Source organism: Acinetobacter sp. YH12239, assembly GCF_013417635.1.
Classification (GTDB): Bacteria; Pseudomonadota; Gammaproteobacteria; order Pseudomonadales; family Moraxellaceae; genus Acinetobacter.
Genome location: NZ_VPDP01000011.1, coordinates 73,674 through 88,813 on the forward strand (window position 1 = coordinate 73,674; position 15,140 = coordinate 88,813).

A 15,140-nucleotide genomic window follows, 5' to 3' on the forward strand; every position below is an offset into this window, starting at 1 on the left:
AGCCTGTTCACGAAACTGATACACGAGCGTAGTCTTTTGTTATCTTTTTATTAACTATTGATAAATAGATAGTTTTGCCAAGTCGATCAATATTTGCAATCAACTTTAAACTTTCAAACACAAATCAATTTGATGATATTTTAAACAAAATATTTCAAAAAAATTATTTTCGAGAAGCAATTTGCACTTTCAGAGTTATCCACAAACTTATCTATAAGCACTCTAAAAAGTCTCTGTTATGCTTGCACCCTGTGACGCTGACTACATAACAAAAATGGCGGAACGTGGAAAAAGTATAGGGAAATTTGAGTGTTAAACTCAGAAAAAAAATTATCAAAATGTCAATATTGATCTACCCTGAAATTTACCGTATCTTGTGTCTTAATTTACATTAAACCACTAAGTCTTGTGTTTACCCTCAAATATCGCGATAGCTCATTTTTTGAGTTTTTATCCGATTCAAATGGTCCATAAGCATAAAAATGATGAGAATGGAGCGACGCTGAAATGAGCGCTAATACAACCCCTGGTCAACTTCAAGTGATTAAACGCACTGGTGATGTTGCCACTTTTGATGCAGATAAAATCTCTGTAGCAATTGGTAAAGCATTTTTGGCTGTTGAAGGTCAACCAAGTGCAGATTCGAGCAGAATTCATGATCGTATTACTCAGCTGACTGAGATGGTGATGAATACATTTAAGCGTCGTTTACCTTCTGGTGGCACGATTCATATTGAAGAAATTCAAGATCAAGTTGAATTAGCTTTAATGCGCACAGGTGAACAAAAAGTAGCGCGTGCATACGTGATCTATCGTGAACAACGTGCTGAAGCGCGTAAAGAGTTAGGTGCTCATCATCACCCTACTCTTCAGATCACAGGTCAAAATGGTCAGCTCCAACCATTAGATTTGAGTCGTTTACAAGCGAAGATTGAAAAAGCTAGCGAAGGCTTAGAAGGCATTGATGTTCAAGCGATCATCGATGAAACTGTAAAAAACCTATACAACGGTGTTAAAGCATCAGACATCTCTACAACGATGATGATGGCGACACGTACACGCATTGAACAAGAACCAAACTATACGTATGTCACTGCACGTTTATTGCGTGACAACTTAGTTGCAACAGGTCTTGAGTTTCTTGGTCTATCTAAAGACACGCTTGAAAATGATGCGCTTGAAACCTTCTTGAAAAAAGGTGTTGAGCTAGAGCTTCTTTCTCCAGAATTATTAAATTTTGACCTTGTAAAATTAGCGGCTGCGATTAAACCAGAACGCTCTAATCAATTTACATATTTAGGTCTTCAAACATTATTTGACCGTTACTTCATCCACTCTGATGGCGTACGCTTCGAATTACCACAATTATTCTTCATGCGTGTTTCTATGGGCTTGTCGCTCAATGAAGACAACCGTGAAGATCGTGCAATCGAATTCTATAACTTACTTTCTAGCTTCGATTACATGGCATCTACGCCAACCCTATTTAACTCAGGTACATTACGTCCTCAATTATCAAGCTGTTATTTAACAACGATTGATGATGACTTGTTCGATATTTATGGCGCTATGCGTGATAACGCAATGTTGTCTAAATGGGCAGGCGGTTTAGGTAATGACTGGACACCAGTTCGTGCCTTGAACTCATACATCAAAGGTACTAACGGTAAATCGCAAGGTGTTGTTCCGTTCCTCAAAGTAGCGAACGATACAGCAGTTGCAGTTAACCAAGGTGGTAAGCGTAAAGGTGCGGTATGTGCTTATCTCGAGACTTGGCACTTGGATATCGAAGAATTCCTAGAGCTTCGTAAAAACACGGGTGATGACCGCCGTCGTACACACGATATGAACACTGCAAACTGGGTTCCAGATTTGTTCATGCAACGTGTATTTGAAGATGCTGAATGGACATTATTCACACCGTCTGAAACACCAGATCTTCACGATTTAACGGGTGCTGAATTCGCAGAACGTTATGCTTACTACGAAAGCATTGCGAAAGAAACAGACATGCTGCATAAGAAAGTCCGTGCGAAAGACTTATGGCGCAAAATGTTATCAATGTTATTTGAAACAGGTCACCCGTGGATCACATTCAAAGACGTATGTAACTTACGTTCACCGCAACAACACGTAGGTGTGGTGCACTCTTCTAACTTGTGTACTGAAATTACATTGAACACAAGCAAAGATGAAATTGCGGTATGTAACTTGGGTTCAATCAACCTTGTTCAACACGTTCAAGGTGGTCAATTAGACCGTGAGAAACTTGCTCGCACGATTAAAACTGCAGTTCGTATGCTCGATAACGTTATCGACATTAACTACTATGCAGTACCACAAGCGCGTAATTCAAACTTGAAACACCGTCCAGTGGGTATGGGTATCATGGGCTTCCAAGATGCACTATACGAAATGAAGATTGCTTACGGTTCTGATGCTGCGGTTGAGTTTGCGGATGAGTCTATGGAAGTGATTTCTTACTACGCGATTCAAACTTCAAGCGATTTGGCGGTTGAACGTGGTACGTATGAAACATTTAAGGGCTCATTGTGGGATCAAGGTATTTTACCAATTGACTCTCTTGAGCTGGTTGCGAAATCTCGCCCAGAACGCATGTTTGAAGTCGATCGTACACAACGTTTGGATTGGGACACGTTACGTGCCAAAGTCCAAAAAGATGGTATGCGTAACTCGAACGTGATGGCCATTGCACCGACTGCAACCATTTCAAATATTTGTGGTGTATCTCAATCTATTGAGCCAACATTCCAAAACTTATATGTGAAATCGAACTTGTCTGGCGAGTTCACTGTCATCAATCCTTACCTCGTTCGTGCATTAAAAGAACGTGGTCTTTGGGATTCTGTGATGGTCAATGACCTGAAACATTTTGAAGGTTCAGTACAAAAAATTGCGCGTATTCCTGAAGAGTTAAAAGCAATTTTCGCGACAGCATTTGAAGTTGAAGCACGCTGGATTGTTGATGCTGCATCACGTCGTCAAAAATGGATCGACCAAGCACAATCTCTTAACCTTTACATCTCTGGTGCAAACGGTAAGAAATTGGACATCACATATAAGATGGCATGGTTACGTGGTCTTAAGACGACTTATTACCTTCGTGCATTGGGTGCGACATCTGCTGAGAAATCTACGATTAACACAGGTGCATTAAACGCAGTTAAACCTGCGACAGTTGCAGCACCAGTGGCAGCAGTTGCTCAAGAAGCTAAGCCTGAAGCAGCCGCGACAGAAGAAGGTTTCGAACAAGCAGCGCCAGTACCAATGGCATGTTCAATTGACAATCCTGATTGCGAGGCTTGTCAGTAATCTGACAACCTTCCCTACCCCCTCCTAAAAGGAGGGGGATCACATCCGACAATCCAAGGTATGGAAGTCCCTTTTGATTCAAGATTGATTTAGGAAGGTTAAATTTTTGAATTAATTATTTAAATGGTTAATTCAACTCAAAGGTAAAGTAATTCCTACTACTGAACCCAAGAGACAAATTTTAGACATAAAAAAAGGGAATCTTCCTACAGATCCCCTTTCCAGTCTAAGAAGCGAGTTCTTCGACATATTGCTTCGCAAAAAGCAGGTGAATAATCGCCTGATCTCGCAATATCGTCAAGGACTTTTAAGTAACAACTGTCCAACATATATGCGAGGTAAAGCAAAATGACAGTTTATTCTGTAAGTTATGACTTAAATAAGTCTGGACAAAATTATAGTGGTCTAATCAAAGAGCTCGAGAGCTTTGATGGTTGGTGTCACCCAATGAAGTCCTATTGGTTAATTTGTTCAAATCTAACAGCTAACCAAATTCATGAATTACTTAAGAAATATTTAGATCAAAATGACTGGATTATTGTGATGGAAGCTTCTAAAAACCATTCAGGCTGGGTTCTTAAAGATGCTTGTGACTGGATAAATAAACATATTTAAATATGTTTATAAAGATAAAGGAAAAGACCATGCCCCATATGACCCATAACTATATGTTAGGACTTGCGGTATTGGTCTTTGCCTTTATTTTCTTTTACACGCCGATGGTCTATGCATTTTTAGCCATTCGCAAACAACAGAAGCGTAAGCAAAATAAGTAGTGCGGAAATTCAATCTACTCAAATGAACAAATTGAGTACATTCATCGGCAAAACTTAATTTTGCTTACACAATATAAGCGTATAGTAGGATGTCTCACGTTGAGATGTCTGAATAAAAGATATAAGCAACGTAGAGAGAATTGATATGTCTATCCTCAGTTGGGACGATTTCGAAGATGATGAACCGAAACAAACTGCACAAGCACAGCAGTCTGCGCCCATCGAACCGCAAAAAGCGCCTAATCCACAAGTGGTATCTGATGCACGCAACGAATCGACGCGTGTGGCAGCTGCACAACCCGCTCGAACCAGTTCAAGCGGAACAACAAATTCAGCCGATCCGTTGGCAAGAGCATCTAACGCCTTAGAACATTTGGACGTTGCTCCAGGTCTTGAAGAGTTAGAAATGGGCGCTCAACGTGTTCAAGTTGATGATAAAGCAATGATCAACTGTCGCGCTGACTTGAACCAACTTGTACCATTCAAATACGAATGGGCTTGGCAAAAATATCTAGATGGTTGTGCGAACCACTGGATGCCACAAGAAGTTAACATGAACCACGATATCGCACTTTGGAAGTCAGAAGATGGCTTAACTGAAGATGAGCGTACCATCGTGATGCGTTCTTTAGGCTTCTTCTCTACTGCCGATTCGTTGGTTGCAAATAATTTGGTTCTTGCGATTTACCGCCACATTACGAACCCTGAATGCCGTCAGTACATCTTGCGTCAATCATTTGAAGAAGCGATTCACACGCATGCTTACCAATACTGCATCGAATCTTTAGGTATGGATGAAGGCGAAGTCTTCAACATGTACCGCGAAGTTCCATCAGTTGCGCGTAAAGCTGCATGGGGCTTGAAGTACACTCAAGAATTAAGTGATCCAACATTCAAAACAGGCACACCTGAAACAGATCAAATCTTGCTTCGCAACTTGATCGCATTCTACTGTGTTCTTGAAGGTATTTTCTTCTACTGTGGTTTCTCTCAAATCTTGTCAATGGGTCGTCGTAACAAGATGAATGGTGTTGCTGAGCAATTCCAGTACATCTTACGTGATGAGTCAATGCACTTGAACTTTGGTATCGATATGATTAACCAAATCAAGATTGAGAACCCTCATTTGTGGACTGCTGAGTTCCAAGAAGAAATCATTCAGATGATTCTTGAAGGTACAATGCTTGAAATCGAATATGCACGTGACACAATGCCACGCGGTGTATTGGGTATGAATGCTGCAATGATGGAAGAATACTTGAAGTTCATCGCAAACCGTCGTTTAGCTCAATTAGGTTTACCTGAGCAATTTGCTGGTGTGAACAATCCATTCCAGTGGATGTCAGAAATGATGGATTTACGTAAAGAGAAGAACTTCTTCGAAACTCGCGTAACAGACTATCAAACTGGTGGTGCGTTAAGTTGGTAATAGCTTTTTAGCGTCGCGCGACACATAAGTTGTCTTTAAGAAACCGCCTATAATGGCGGTTTTCTCTTTCTAGCAAAAAGTACTTTTCACTAATTGCATTGACCCATTATTCTTAACTTAAAAGCTAAGACAGCGTTCATGCATTTCAACTTTACATGAGAGATTTATCTTACATGTGAGTCATTTAGTTGAAATTTCTTTGAATTCTAAGGTTTTATTTTGTGTATTCGGGATATGACCATAAAAATATTCATCTTTTGTCTGAAAAAATAAGTCAAAGCTTTGACTCATCATTGGATCAACTTTGCTCTGCTTTTGATAGATGGGTGCAATACGGTTAATGTAGTAATTCATCCAGTCAGTTTGATTCATAAAAGATGCGTAATCTTTTAGATCAGCATAAAGATTTTGTAGATCCTCAGAAATTGCCTCAATGTTAGGATTAAACATCCATACTGTAATGTCCATTGGTTCTACAAGAACCATACGATAACTCTGTTTGTCATCCATACTTTCGAATTTATAAAGCTGAGCTCCATATTCGATAAAACTTGAGCAGATCAGTTTAGTTGTCTGAATCTGAAAATGCTCCGTACCTAATTCAACTTCTCGAATATGCCTAGAAATTTCTAAACATTTAGTCAATTCATTGATTTCTAAACCATCAAACTCTTTAAACAAGGCAACAGTAATATGGATAAGATTACTTTCACCCGTACCTGTAATAATGCCTTTTTCCCATGAATGCATTTTTGAAATGGAATTTTCTTGATGTGTTGTGCTTTCACCTTTTTTAATTACAACTTCTTTATTGTCTGCCGTAACAATGATGCTATCATTTAGTTGAATGGCTATGATGAAAGTCATGCTTTGACTAAAAAAATTTAATTGGTTAACGTTTATATTAAGCCAAAACAGAGCTTAATTTTTAAATAATTAAAGAAAAATAGGTAAACCTATGGCAGGTGGTTCTCAAGTCATTATTAATAAGAATGGAATTACATTCATCACGCCTGCAAAGTTTGAGGCTAAAGCAGGACAACATCTTTTTCAGTCAGGTGCTCAAGTTCCAATGCTTAAAAATGTACTACCTGAACCTATCTGCATTGAATGTCTTGTGAAAGCAGCGAGAGAAGGTTTAGGGATAGTTAGAAGATGAGTTTACAAAATTACAATCTAGATCAATTAATTAATAATCAAATTATTAACGATTCATTTTTCTTATTAGTTGATGGGGCGCAAATTGATCGTACTGGGATACACAATATTTCCTACACATATGGGGATGGTATTTATTTATTCAAAGGAACATATGAAGAGGAAGCCCATGAATATGGACCTATATTGTTTGATTTATCAAAACTAAAACAGGATCAAATAAGTAATCACATAAAACTTATGAAAGCTAAAGACTCTATGATTTTGATCAGAAGTTTTTTGGATACAAAACAATTAAAAAATAAACTATTAGAAAAACTCTATCTTGAATTCGAGGATGGTGGAATTGGAATACTTAGATATTACGACCCTCGTGTAATAAATCGTTTTTCTTTGATCTTTACCAATGAACAAAAAAAGCAATTAATGGATGGTTTGGAATCAATTTCTTATTTACTTAATCACTTCATATACGAGATAACAAGCGATGCTTAAGTTAAATAAAAATCAAATAGATAGCTTGGAAAAAGTAAAAAATAGAGAAGATTTATGTGAAAAAATTTATAATTATCTTTTAGATAACAAACAATCTTTTCTTGAGTATCAAGTCAATTATGAAAAGTTAAAGCCAGCAATTTATGAAAGTTTTGATTTATTGATTTCATTGTTATTAACAGATAACGAAGTAATTTCACAACTTATTGTATGGAATAGCATCATAAGAAAAGATCTTCTCCAGGATCTAAATGTACAGAAATTTATATATGGGTCAAATCTTAGAGGAAAAGACCTATTGTCTACTTTAGAGTTTCATGAATTAAGTGAGAATTAAATGGTAGGATTCCTTATAAGCTTAGGGCGATTAGCTACAGTTGGAGGCCGAGGAGCAACAACTGGCACAACGGGAGGTGCTACAGCACAAGGAGGTACGACGATTGCTATTGAAGCTGCCAAAGGTATGGCTGCTGTTGTTTTAGCTAAAGAGGTCAGTAAAGATATAACTAAGCAACAGCGTTGTAATAAATGTGAACCTTATCAATTAGGTAATAAGCATCAAATAAAACGCCCAATGGGTAATGAAATCAATACTGAATATCAAATTAAAATAGCCAATTTATCAAGCTACCCTTTAACATTCCAAGCCTCAGAGCCATATCTTGTTTCAGGAAATAAAAAACAAACAACAGAAATACAAGAGTGGGTATTATCTGGTGTCTCATTTGATGGGCTATGGCCAATGGAATGCATACTAGTCGAAGCCAAAGGTCGTTATGAACAATTTTTAGATCCTAAAATGAAAGAGTTTATTAGAGACTCTGTATATAAGGGTTTAGTTAAAGAAGCTCAAAGCCAAAGGATTGTTAAGAATGGTTTTAAAACTGCTAATTTGAGTTGGTATTTTTATGAACAAGCTGCTAAACGTCATTTCGATAGAGTTAGTAGCAGAATTGTGACTACAATATTTATGCCTCTATAGAAATAGGATTTCATAATGAAAGAATTTTTCCTAAGTACTCGTATTTCAAAAATAATTGGGTCATCCGAAAATGAGATTAATGCTCAATTAAAAAATTTAGAAATTTTTATCAAAGATATAGCTAAAATTGATCCTATTTTTGCTAATTGGTATGTAAATAATGCTAGTGAATCTAGTTTAAAAGCTCCTTTGGATTATCCATTTCCTTCAGATGTTGCCAACGAATATTTGTTTAATCTTAAAAAAAATGATGATCTAGAAAGCTACTTATTATGGAATGGCTTAGAAGAAAAAAGTTCATATGCCAGCTTTAGTTTTGATAGTTTCGGTATAATGATGACGTTTAAAAAAGTTTTAAAAATAGAACAAATCATTGAACTTTTTAAAGCATTTTTAAAAATATTAAAATTTGAATACATCTATCTAAATAGCTACTTTTTTGGAGATATCAATGTTTTTCCTCATCGGTTAGAAACGACTTCCATTTGCTATATACCCATTAAAATAGATGAAAAATTAATACCCCACCTTTACAAAATTGTTGATGTTGATACCCCTCTAAATGAAGGCACTATTCTAGTTTTCGGTGAGGATTGGTCCGATGAATCTGATGAAATGAAGAAAAAAGTACAAGAAAATTCTTTAGCCTTAGTTGAACTAGGAGTAATTCCTGAAGCTGAATTACCTGAAGATTTTTTTGAGCATTAACGGTTCCTAAAATTAAAATAATAAGTGATATATACAACTATTTTCATTATAAAAAGGATCGAACATGAGCGAATTTTTTCTTAATACTCGTTTTTTTAAACGACTACCATCATCAAGCAGTGATATTCAATCGCAGTTGAACACATTAAAAGAAATCGTAAAAAAAATTGTTGTAATCGATCCTATTTTTTCTACATGGTATATTAATAATCCAACTGGCAAAAACCCTCCTCTTGATCATCCATTTCCTTCAGAAAAAGCGGATAATTTTTTAATAACATTAAAAGAAAAGGATCCATTTCAAAGTATTTCCTTATGGAATGGCGAAGATAACTCAAATTTCGGAAGTATTAATTTTGATACTTTTGACTTCAGAATGAACTTTGAAAAAATAATGACATATGAGCAAGTAGTGGAAATTCTGAAAGTTCTACTTGAACATATCCAATTTAAATATATGTACCTAAGTAATAATTTTTTTTCAGAGATAAATGTATACCCTCATAGACTTGTAACTACTTCAATTTGTTATGTATCTAAAACCATTGATATAGACTCTATTCCTCATTTATACAAAAATATTGAAATAGATAATGATCTAAATAAAGGTAATATCCTTGTTTTTGATAAAAATTGGACAAGTGAATCAGATGAAATGAAGAGAAAAGTACAAGAAAACTCTTTAGCCCTAGTTGAACTTGGAGTGATTCCTGAAGCTGAATTACCTGAAGATTTTTTTGAGCAATAGCAATTCCTAAAATCAAAGTAATAGGTGTTATAGACAATTATTTTCATTTATTAGTTTAAATCACACTCTTATGACATAACGAAAAAACCCGATCATTTCTAATCGGGCTTTTTTGTCGTAGCCTTCCGTGATTTCTTTTTAAATACTGTTACACGGTTTTATGTGGTCTATCCTAACTTGCAAATGGCCAAACTCCCACTTTGACTTAAATAGTTATTATTTTCATAACTTTCTTAAGATGTTCAACTACATTCACGATATTCACACTTTATATAAATCAATTATCTAGAGGTATTTTTAATAATACCTTTAAAACCCTGTATTTATCAAAATGACACAGGTTGTGTCGCTAAAAATGTCATTATGTGTCGCAACGATCGTTAACTTATTGATTTACACTTAGAAAAATGACAACTTATGTGTCGCGTGACGGCAATTCTATCTAAAATAAAAGAGCCTTATATGGCTCTTTTATTTTTTAGACTCAAGTAGGTTTAGTAAGGTACAAGAATAAAAAAATAAAATAGCAGGGTTAAGTTTTCAGATTAAAAATTTTCATATTCACATGTTTATTTAAGCATCAAAATCAATCAAAGTTAAAGCACTGAGTTTTCAACCAATTTAAGAATATCGAATTATGCAAGCACTCCTTTAAATCCAATGTGAATAATGAGTAATGAGCGGATTATTCTTCAAACTCAGGCAAAATGATCTCTATAATCTAATTCTGCAACACATATCGAGTTATAAAATTAGAAATTACTACTACCCCCATACTAGCCACCTGAAAACACAAATAAAAATGAGCAAGGTTAACTTTTTTAACGGAGCGAGTGTTTGTTTCTATATTCTATTTAATAACGTTCAAAAACAGGTCTAAATATAGAGATGAAAATCTCTTTGGAGTAGGAATTTAATTTTTTGAATCATTACCATTTTTTATTATCAATAAATCCTAAACAACATTTTTTTATGATTAAGCCTACCCCTGATGACTAACACATAAAGCTCTATAAAATGGTGCTTAGATATGATTTTTTTTGTTGCAATCGCGTCTCCATAATGAATTTTTTTATTAGAATATTTTTCAAATGACGAAATAACAAATACAATTTTTGTTCTTCAAAAATTATTTATTCAAATTATTAGTATTTTATTTTTTTCATACCAACTACTTTTGATTTCACATTTTTAAAAATAAAAAGAGGTCTCGAAAGACCTCTTTTCATTTGTTTAATTAAATTTGATTATATTTTAACAGATCATCGATCGCATAAAGACTGCTATCTGTATTTTGCAGAACAATAAGCTCAGTTGGGTTATATTTCGTTTTAGCCCCATCAGTATCAACACTAATCACCGTATTTGCACCATCTTGTTTGATCGTTACAAATTCACCAATGTTAGACGATGTAACATTCTGATCTTTTAATAAAGCAGAAATATCAACTCGATCACCTTCAGCTTGATTAAAGTCAGTCCAAATATCTGGACTTTCGGTATGTTGAGCTTGATTGAGCACATCATAAAAGACTGTATCTGCACCTTCACCAAGAGTAAAAGTATCGATTGAAGCAGATGCTTGTACGGTATCTGCCTCCTCACTTCCAGTTAGCGTCATCGAAACATTAATTTCAAGTGTTGCAGATTGTGATGTTCCCGCTTTAGAAACTGTTGTATAGGTGAATGTTTCAAGACCTCCACTTAAACCTGATGGTTGATACTCATAGGTGCCATCTTTGAACACAGTAAGGACACCATGCTTACCCTGAACTGTGAACTCTTGACCACCTTTAGCTGGATCATTTACATAAAGCTCTTTAGATCCAATTTTCAGAATATCAATTTGGTCGATAGCTGTATCATTTTCAAATAAATCACCCTCGAGCAATGGTGTATCAGTTGGAGTAATATTATTGACCATTATTCCAGTAATTGATGCACTAGAAACATTCACTGAATTAAATGTACTACTCGTTGTGTTAATTGAAATAACATAATCACCTGCATCGAGCACTTTGCCATCATCTAAAATAATTTCTGAGGCATAAGTCGTTGATGTCGAAGGATTCAATATTGTTCCAGCTGGCCATGTAATACTAACATTTCCGGTATAAACTTGTTCAAGCACTTGCTGTTCAACGCCGTTGACAAGCTGAGTAGTCACCTTATTAATCACAACACTCATTGAAGGATTATCATTAGTTAAAGTACGAGTGATATTACCTTGGAGATCTAAGCTACTAATATAAGATCCTTCTTCAACTTTAAATTCTAATGTACGACTTGCAGATCCAATAATTCCAGATTCTACAGATTCATTGAGCGTTGAATAGTTTGCCGCTTGAACGTCTACAACTTCTGCATCGTTAGCTACTGTATTGGTATCAATCTTAATATTGAGAACTTCAATGTAAGTTGTACCATCTGCTCGTTCCACTACAACCTCAAAACGATCAATCTCACCATATGGTGGAGTCCAACCCACTGTACTTTGTGGAACTGTAACATTGTAGGTATAAGTACCGTCAGTATTAATATTGAGTGAGCCATATTGACCCTGTACAACTAAAACTTCTCCTTCCACCACATCAGTGTTATTTACCAATATTAATTTATCTGTCGTAATCGGGGTTGCATCACCTTGAACTGATCCAGTTATCGTTTCTGGGTTTGCATAATCATAAATATTGACATCTGTAACTTGAGCCGATGCTCCTCCAATTACGTTTACACCACTAGTTTGTTTGATAATACCAACGTAAGTACCCTCACCAAAACTCAATGTTACAGGAGTTGAAACACCACCGCCGATGATCACTTGAACAAAATTCGGAATTTCATGTACTTGAACCAACTGTTCAGTATTCTCATCTAAACGATAGATAACCAAACTAAATGTTGAAAGTAGCGTTACCCCGCCCGCGGAACCAGTAAAGGTCATTTCTTGGAAAGTACCGTCTTCAACAGTAAAGTCCATGACACCTTCCGTACCAATTACACTTGCAGACAACACATCACCAGCAATACCTAGATCAAGTAAATTCAATGCGACTGCATTTGAAATACCTAATGCTTCGCCTGTGGTTTCAGTTAAATCAGGAGTAACATCAAGTAATACTGTATTATCAATGATGGCATTTTCATCTGTGGCAACACGCACTAATTCAATATTTAATTCAGCTGTGCGTTTTTCACCATTTGGTGCCGTTACCTCATATACAAAACGATCAACTTCACCGTAATCTCTAAATAATGGATCTACTGTATATGTATATTGTCCATTTTCAGAGATAGTTAAAGTGCCATACTCCCCTTTAATTGTAGCAATACCATCTGTAAATTGATTAATGGTATCTTCACCATGAGTAACTCCACTGATTTTACTACCCTCTGGGACGACATCTGTACCATTTTGATAATCCTGATCGGTAATCACATTACCGTTTATTGTTCCTGTCACAGCTTCTGGATTATTAAAATCACGTACAGCATCTGATTCAAATCTTAATGTATACCCCGTAACAGCTGACAACCCTTGGCCGTTACCTAATACAATGAGCCACTCTCCTTCATCTAAAGAACGACTTATCGTTTCTGACACACCACCTAATACAACGAGATACCAATTATCAATTTTTTCTTTTAATTCATATTCACCAGTTGACTCATTTAACTTATACATAAATAAGTTCATCGTCCCTACTGTAACACCACCAGCATCAGCATAGAAACTAATATCTCTTTCGGTGCCTTCTTCGACTGAAAGGGAAACTGAAGAGCTAAATACGCTTTCAAGCACACTTGCATTTAACACTGGACCTAAGCCAACAGAACCCACCGTAAATCCTGTTGAGTTAAGCTCTGTTGGTGTTTCATTAACATCTACAGTCGGTGTGATATCCAATACCAATTGCACATCATTATTCGCTGTTGCAAATGGCTCAGGTACCTCAATATCTACGAGATCATCTATTCTTTCTTGCAATAGAGCTTTTGCAGCTTCAATCGCGTCTGAAGTTTGATCAATATTGTCTAATGCTTGTTGTGCAAGAGTTTTTGCTGCCTGAGCAGCTTCTAGGGACTCTTGCAATTTATCAGCCTCTGCCTGTGTTACAGTACCGTCTTGCAAGGCGTCAGCTAAATCCTCTTCAGCCGTTGTATAAGCTTCTTCAGCACTTTCTATTAAAGCTTCGACCCCCGCTAATAAAGTATCAATATCATCAGAAATATCATTTTCATTTTGATCATTTACTGTTGGTAAAGTGATATCAACCAGATCATTTAAACGACCTTGTAGCGCATCTTTTTCTGCTTGTACTGCCTCAGGTAACGCTGTCACTTTTGTTTGTGCTTCTGTTTTCGCAGCAAGTGCATCATCACGTGCTTGAGTCAGTGCAGTAAGTTCTGTTGGCGTGATTAAACCATCTGCTTCGGCATCTGCTAGTGCTTGCTCTGCCTCAGCATATGCTGCTTCAGCCGCCTCTACTGCCTCTGTCGCTTCTTCAAGTGCTGCAACTGCATCATCCACACCATCTTCGTTTTCATCATTTACTGCTGGTAAGGTGATGTCGACTAGATCATTTAAACGACCTTGTAGCGCATCTTTTTCTGCTTGTACTGCCTCAGGTAATGCTGTCACTTTTGTTTGTGCTTCTGTTTTCGCAGCAAGTGCATCATCACGTGCTTGAGTCAGTGCAGTAAGTTCTGTTGGAGTGATGAGGCCATTGGCATTTGCATCGATCAGCGCTTGTTCTGCCGCAGCGTATGCTGCTTCTGCTGCCTCTACTGCTGCTTCGGCATCTGCCAATACTTGTTCGTACTCATCTGCTACGCCATCTTCGTTTTCATCATTTACTGTTGGTAAGGTGATGTCGACTAGATCATCTAAGCGTGCATCCAATGCGTCTTTGTCTGCTCCTTCTGGAAGTGCATCAACTTTCGCTTGTGCATCTTCTTTAGCAGCAAGTGCATCATCACGTGCTTGAGTCAGCTCAGCAAGTTCTGTTGGCGTGATTAAACCATCTGCTTCGGCATCTGCTAGTGCTTGCTCTGCCTCAGCATATGCTGATTCAGCCGCCTCTACTGCCTCTGTTGCTTCTTCAAGTGCTGCAACTGCATCATCCACACCATCTTCGTTTTCATCATTTACTGCTGGTAAGGTGATGTCGACTAGATCATCTAAGCGTGCATCCAGTGCGTCTTTGTCTGCTCCTTCTGGAAGTGCATCAACTTTCGCTTGTGCATCTTCTTTAGCAGTAAGCGCATCATCACGTGCTTGAGTCAGCTCAGCAAGTTCTGTTGGCGTGATTAAACCATCTGATTCGGCATCTGCTAGTGCTTGCTCTGCCTCAGCATATGCTGCTTCAGCCGCCTCTACTGCTTCTGTCGCTTCTTCAAGTGCTGCAACTGCATCATCCACACCATCTTCGTTTTCATCATTTACTGCTGGTAAGGTGATGTCGACTAGATCATTTAAACGACCTTGTAGCGCATCTTTTTCTGCTTGTA

The 15,140-nt window shown here is 36.9% G+C and carries 12 protein-coding genes; 10 read left to right on the top strand and 2 right to left on the bottom strand.

Annotation, left to right across the window (positions count from 1 at the left end; all coding sequences use genetic code 11):
• The first annotated feature begins 507 nt into the window (after window positions 1–507).
• From FTV17_RS10785 to FTV17_RS10800, 4 genes are all read left to right on the top strand, one after another.
• Complete coding sequence (locus FTV17_RS10785; protein ID WP_179999432.1) at window positions 508–3,333, top strand: ribonucleoside-diphosphate reductase subunit alpha; 2,826 nt, start codon at window positions 508–510, stop codon at window positions 3,331–3,333.
• Between the two features lie 348 nt (window positions 3,334–3,681).
• Entirely contained in the window at window positions 3,682–3,948 is a 267-nt protein-coding gene (locus FTV17_RS10790; RefSeq protein WP_179999435.1) for a hypothetical protein, read from the top strand.
• A 29-nt stretch (window positions 3,949–3,977) separates the two neighbouring features.
• On the top strand, window positions 3,978–4,109 hold the full coding sequence (locus FTV17_RS10795; RefSeq protein ID WP_179999438.1) for a preprotein translocase subunit YajC: 132 nt from the start codon (window positions 3,978–3,980) through the stop codon (window positions 4,107–4,109).
• A gap of 145 nt (window positions 4,110–4,254) precedes the next feature.
• Entirely contained in the window at window positions 4,255–5,538 is a 1,284-nt protein-coding gene (locus FTV17_RS10800) for a ribonucleotide-diphosphate reductase subunit beta (RefSeq protein WP_179999441.1), read from the top strand.
• A 180-nt stretch (window positions 5,539–5,718) separates the two neighbouring features.
• On the opposite strand, the gene FTV17_RS10805 is transcribed toward FTV17_RS10800, so the two are convergent.
• The gene (locus FTV17_RS10805; RefSeq protein WP_179999444.1) at window positions 5,719–6,405 is read right to left on the bottom strand and encodes a hypothetical protein; all 687 of its coding nucleotides are present in this window, start codon (window positions 6,403–6,405) and stop codon (window positions 5,719–5,721) included.
• A 91-nt stretch (window positions 6,406–6,496) separates the two neighbouring features.
• On the opposite strand from FTV17_RS10805, the gene FTV17_RS10810 reads away from it, so the two are divergent.
• The 6 genes from FTV17_RS10810 to FTV17_RS10835 all read left to right on the top strand — a co-directional run bounded on the left by FTV17_RS10810 (window position 6,497) and on the right by FTV17_RS10835 (window position 9,629).
• Window positions 6,497–6,697: a hypothetical protein gene (locus FTV17_RS10810; protein WP_179999447.1), complete on the top strand. Its 201-nt coding sequence runs from the start codon at window positions 6,497–6,499 to the stop codon at window positions 6,695–6,697.
• Window positions 6,694–7,191, top strand: coding sequence for a DUF4123 domain-containing protein (locus FTV17_RS10815; RefSeq protein ID WP_179999449.1), 498 nt, complete (start codon window positions 6,694–6,696; stop codon window positions 7,189–7,191). Before FTV17_RS10810 ends, FTV17_RS10815 begins: the two co-directional genes overlap by 4 nt.
• Window positions 7,184–7,528 (top strand): hypothetical protein, encoded by a 345-nt coding sequence (locus tag FTV17_RS10820; RefSeq protein ID WP_179999452.1) that lies wholly within the window; start codon window positions 7,184–7,186, stop codon window positions 7,526–7,528. Before FTV17_RS10815 ends, FTV17_RS10820 begins: the two co-directional genes overlap by 8 nt.
• On the top strand, window positions 7,529–8,173 hold the full coding sequence (locus FTV17_RS10825) for a Tox-REase-5 domain-containing protein (protein ID WP_179999454.1): 645 nt from the start codon (window positions 7,529–7,531) through the stop codon (window positions 8,171–8,173).
• A gap of 15 nt (window positions 8,174–8,188) precedes the next feature.
• Window positions 8,189–8,881 (top strand): hypothetical protein, encoded by a 693-nt coding sequence (locus tag FTV17_RS10830; RefSeq protein ID WP_179999457.1) that lies wholly within the window; start codon window positions 8,189–8,191, stop codon window positions 8,879–8,881.
• A 64-nt stretch (window positions 8,882–8,945) separates the two neighbouring features.
• On the top strand, window positions 8,946–9,629 hold the full coding sequence (locus FTV17_RS10835; protein ID WP_179999459.1) for a hypothetical protein: 684 nt from the start codon (window positions 8,946–8,948) through the stop codon (window positions 9,627–9,629).
• A gap of 1,237 nt (window positions 9,630–10,866) precedes the next feature.
• Here FTV17_RS10835 and FTV17_RS10840 read toward each other — a convergent pair.
• Window positions 10,867–15,140 (bottom strand): type I secretion C-terminal target domain-containing protein (locus FTV17_RS10840; protein WP_179999462.1); only part of this gene is annotated, 4,274 nt, incomplete at its 5' end.

Coding starts and splice junctions, on each gene's coding strand:
- FTV17_RS10830 (WP_179999457.1), top strand. CDS start 8,189: ATGAAAGAATTTTTCCTAAGTACTCGTATTTCAAAAATAATTGGGTCA.
- FTV17_RS10815 (WP_179999449.1), top strand. CDS start 6,694: ATGAGTTTACAAAATTACAATCTAGATCAATTAATTAATAATCAAATT.
- FTV17_RS10800 (WP_179999441.1), top strand. CDS start 4,255: ATGTCTATCCTCAGTTGGGACGATTTCGAAGATGATGAACCGAAACAA.
- FTV17_RS10820 (WP_179999452.1), top strand. CDS start 7,184: ATGCTTAAGTTAAATAAAAATCAAATAGATAGCTTGGAAAAAGTAAAA.
- FTV17_RS10790 (WP_179999435.1), top strand. CDS start 3,682: ATGACAGTTTATTCTGTAAGTTATGACTTAAATAAGTCTGGACAAAAT.
- FTV17_RS10795 (WP_179999438.1), top strand. CDS start 3,978: ATGCCCCATATGACCCATAACTATATGTTAGGACTTGCGGTATTGGTC.
- FTV17_RS10835 (WP_179999459.1), top strand. CDS start 8,946: ATGAGCGAATTTTTTCTTAATACTCGTTTTTTTAAACGACTACCATCA.
- FTV17_RS10825 (WP_179999454.1), top strand. CDS start 7,529: ATGGTAGGATTCCTTATAAGCTTAGGGCGATTAGCTACAGTTGGAGGC.
- FTV17_RS10805 (WP_179999444.1), bottom strand. CDS start 6,405: ATGACTTTCATCATAGCCATTCAACTAAATGATAGCATCATTGTTACG.
- FTV17_RS10810 (WP_179999447.1), top strand. CDS start 6,497: ATGGCAGGTGGTTCTCAAGTCATTATTAATAAGAATGGAATTACATTC.
- FTV17_RS10785 (WP_179999432.1), top strand. CDS start 508: ATGAGCGCTAATACAACCCCTGGTCAACTTCAAGTGATTAAACGCACT.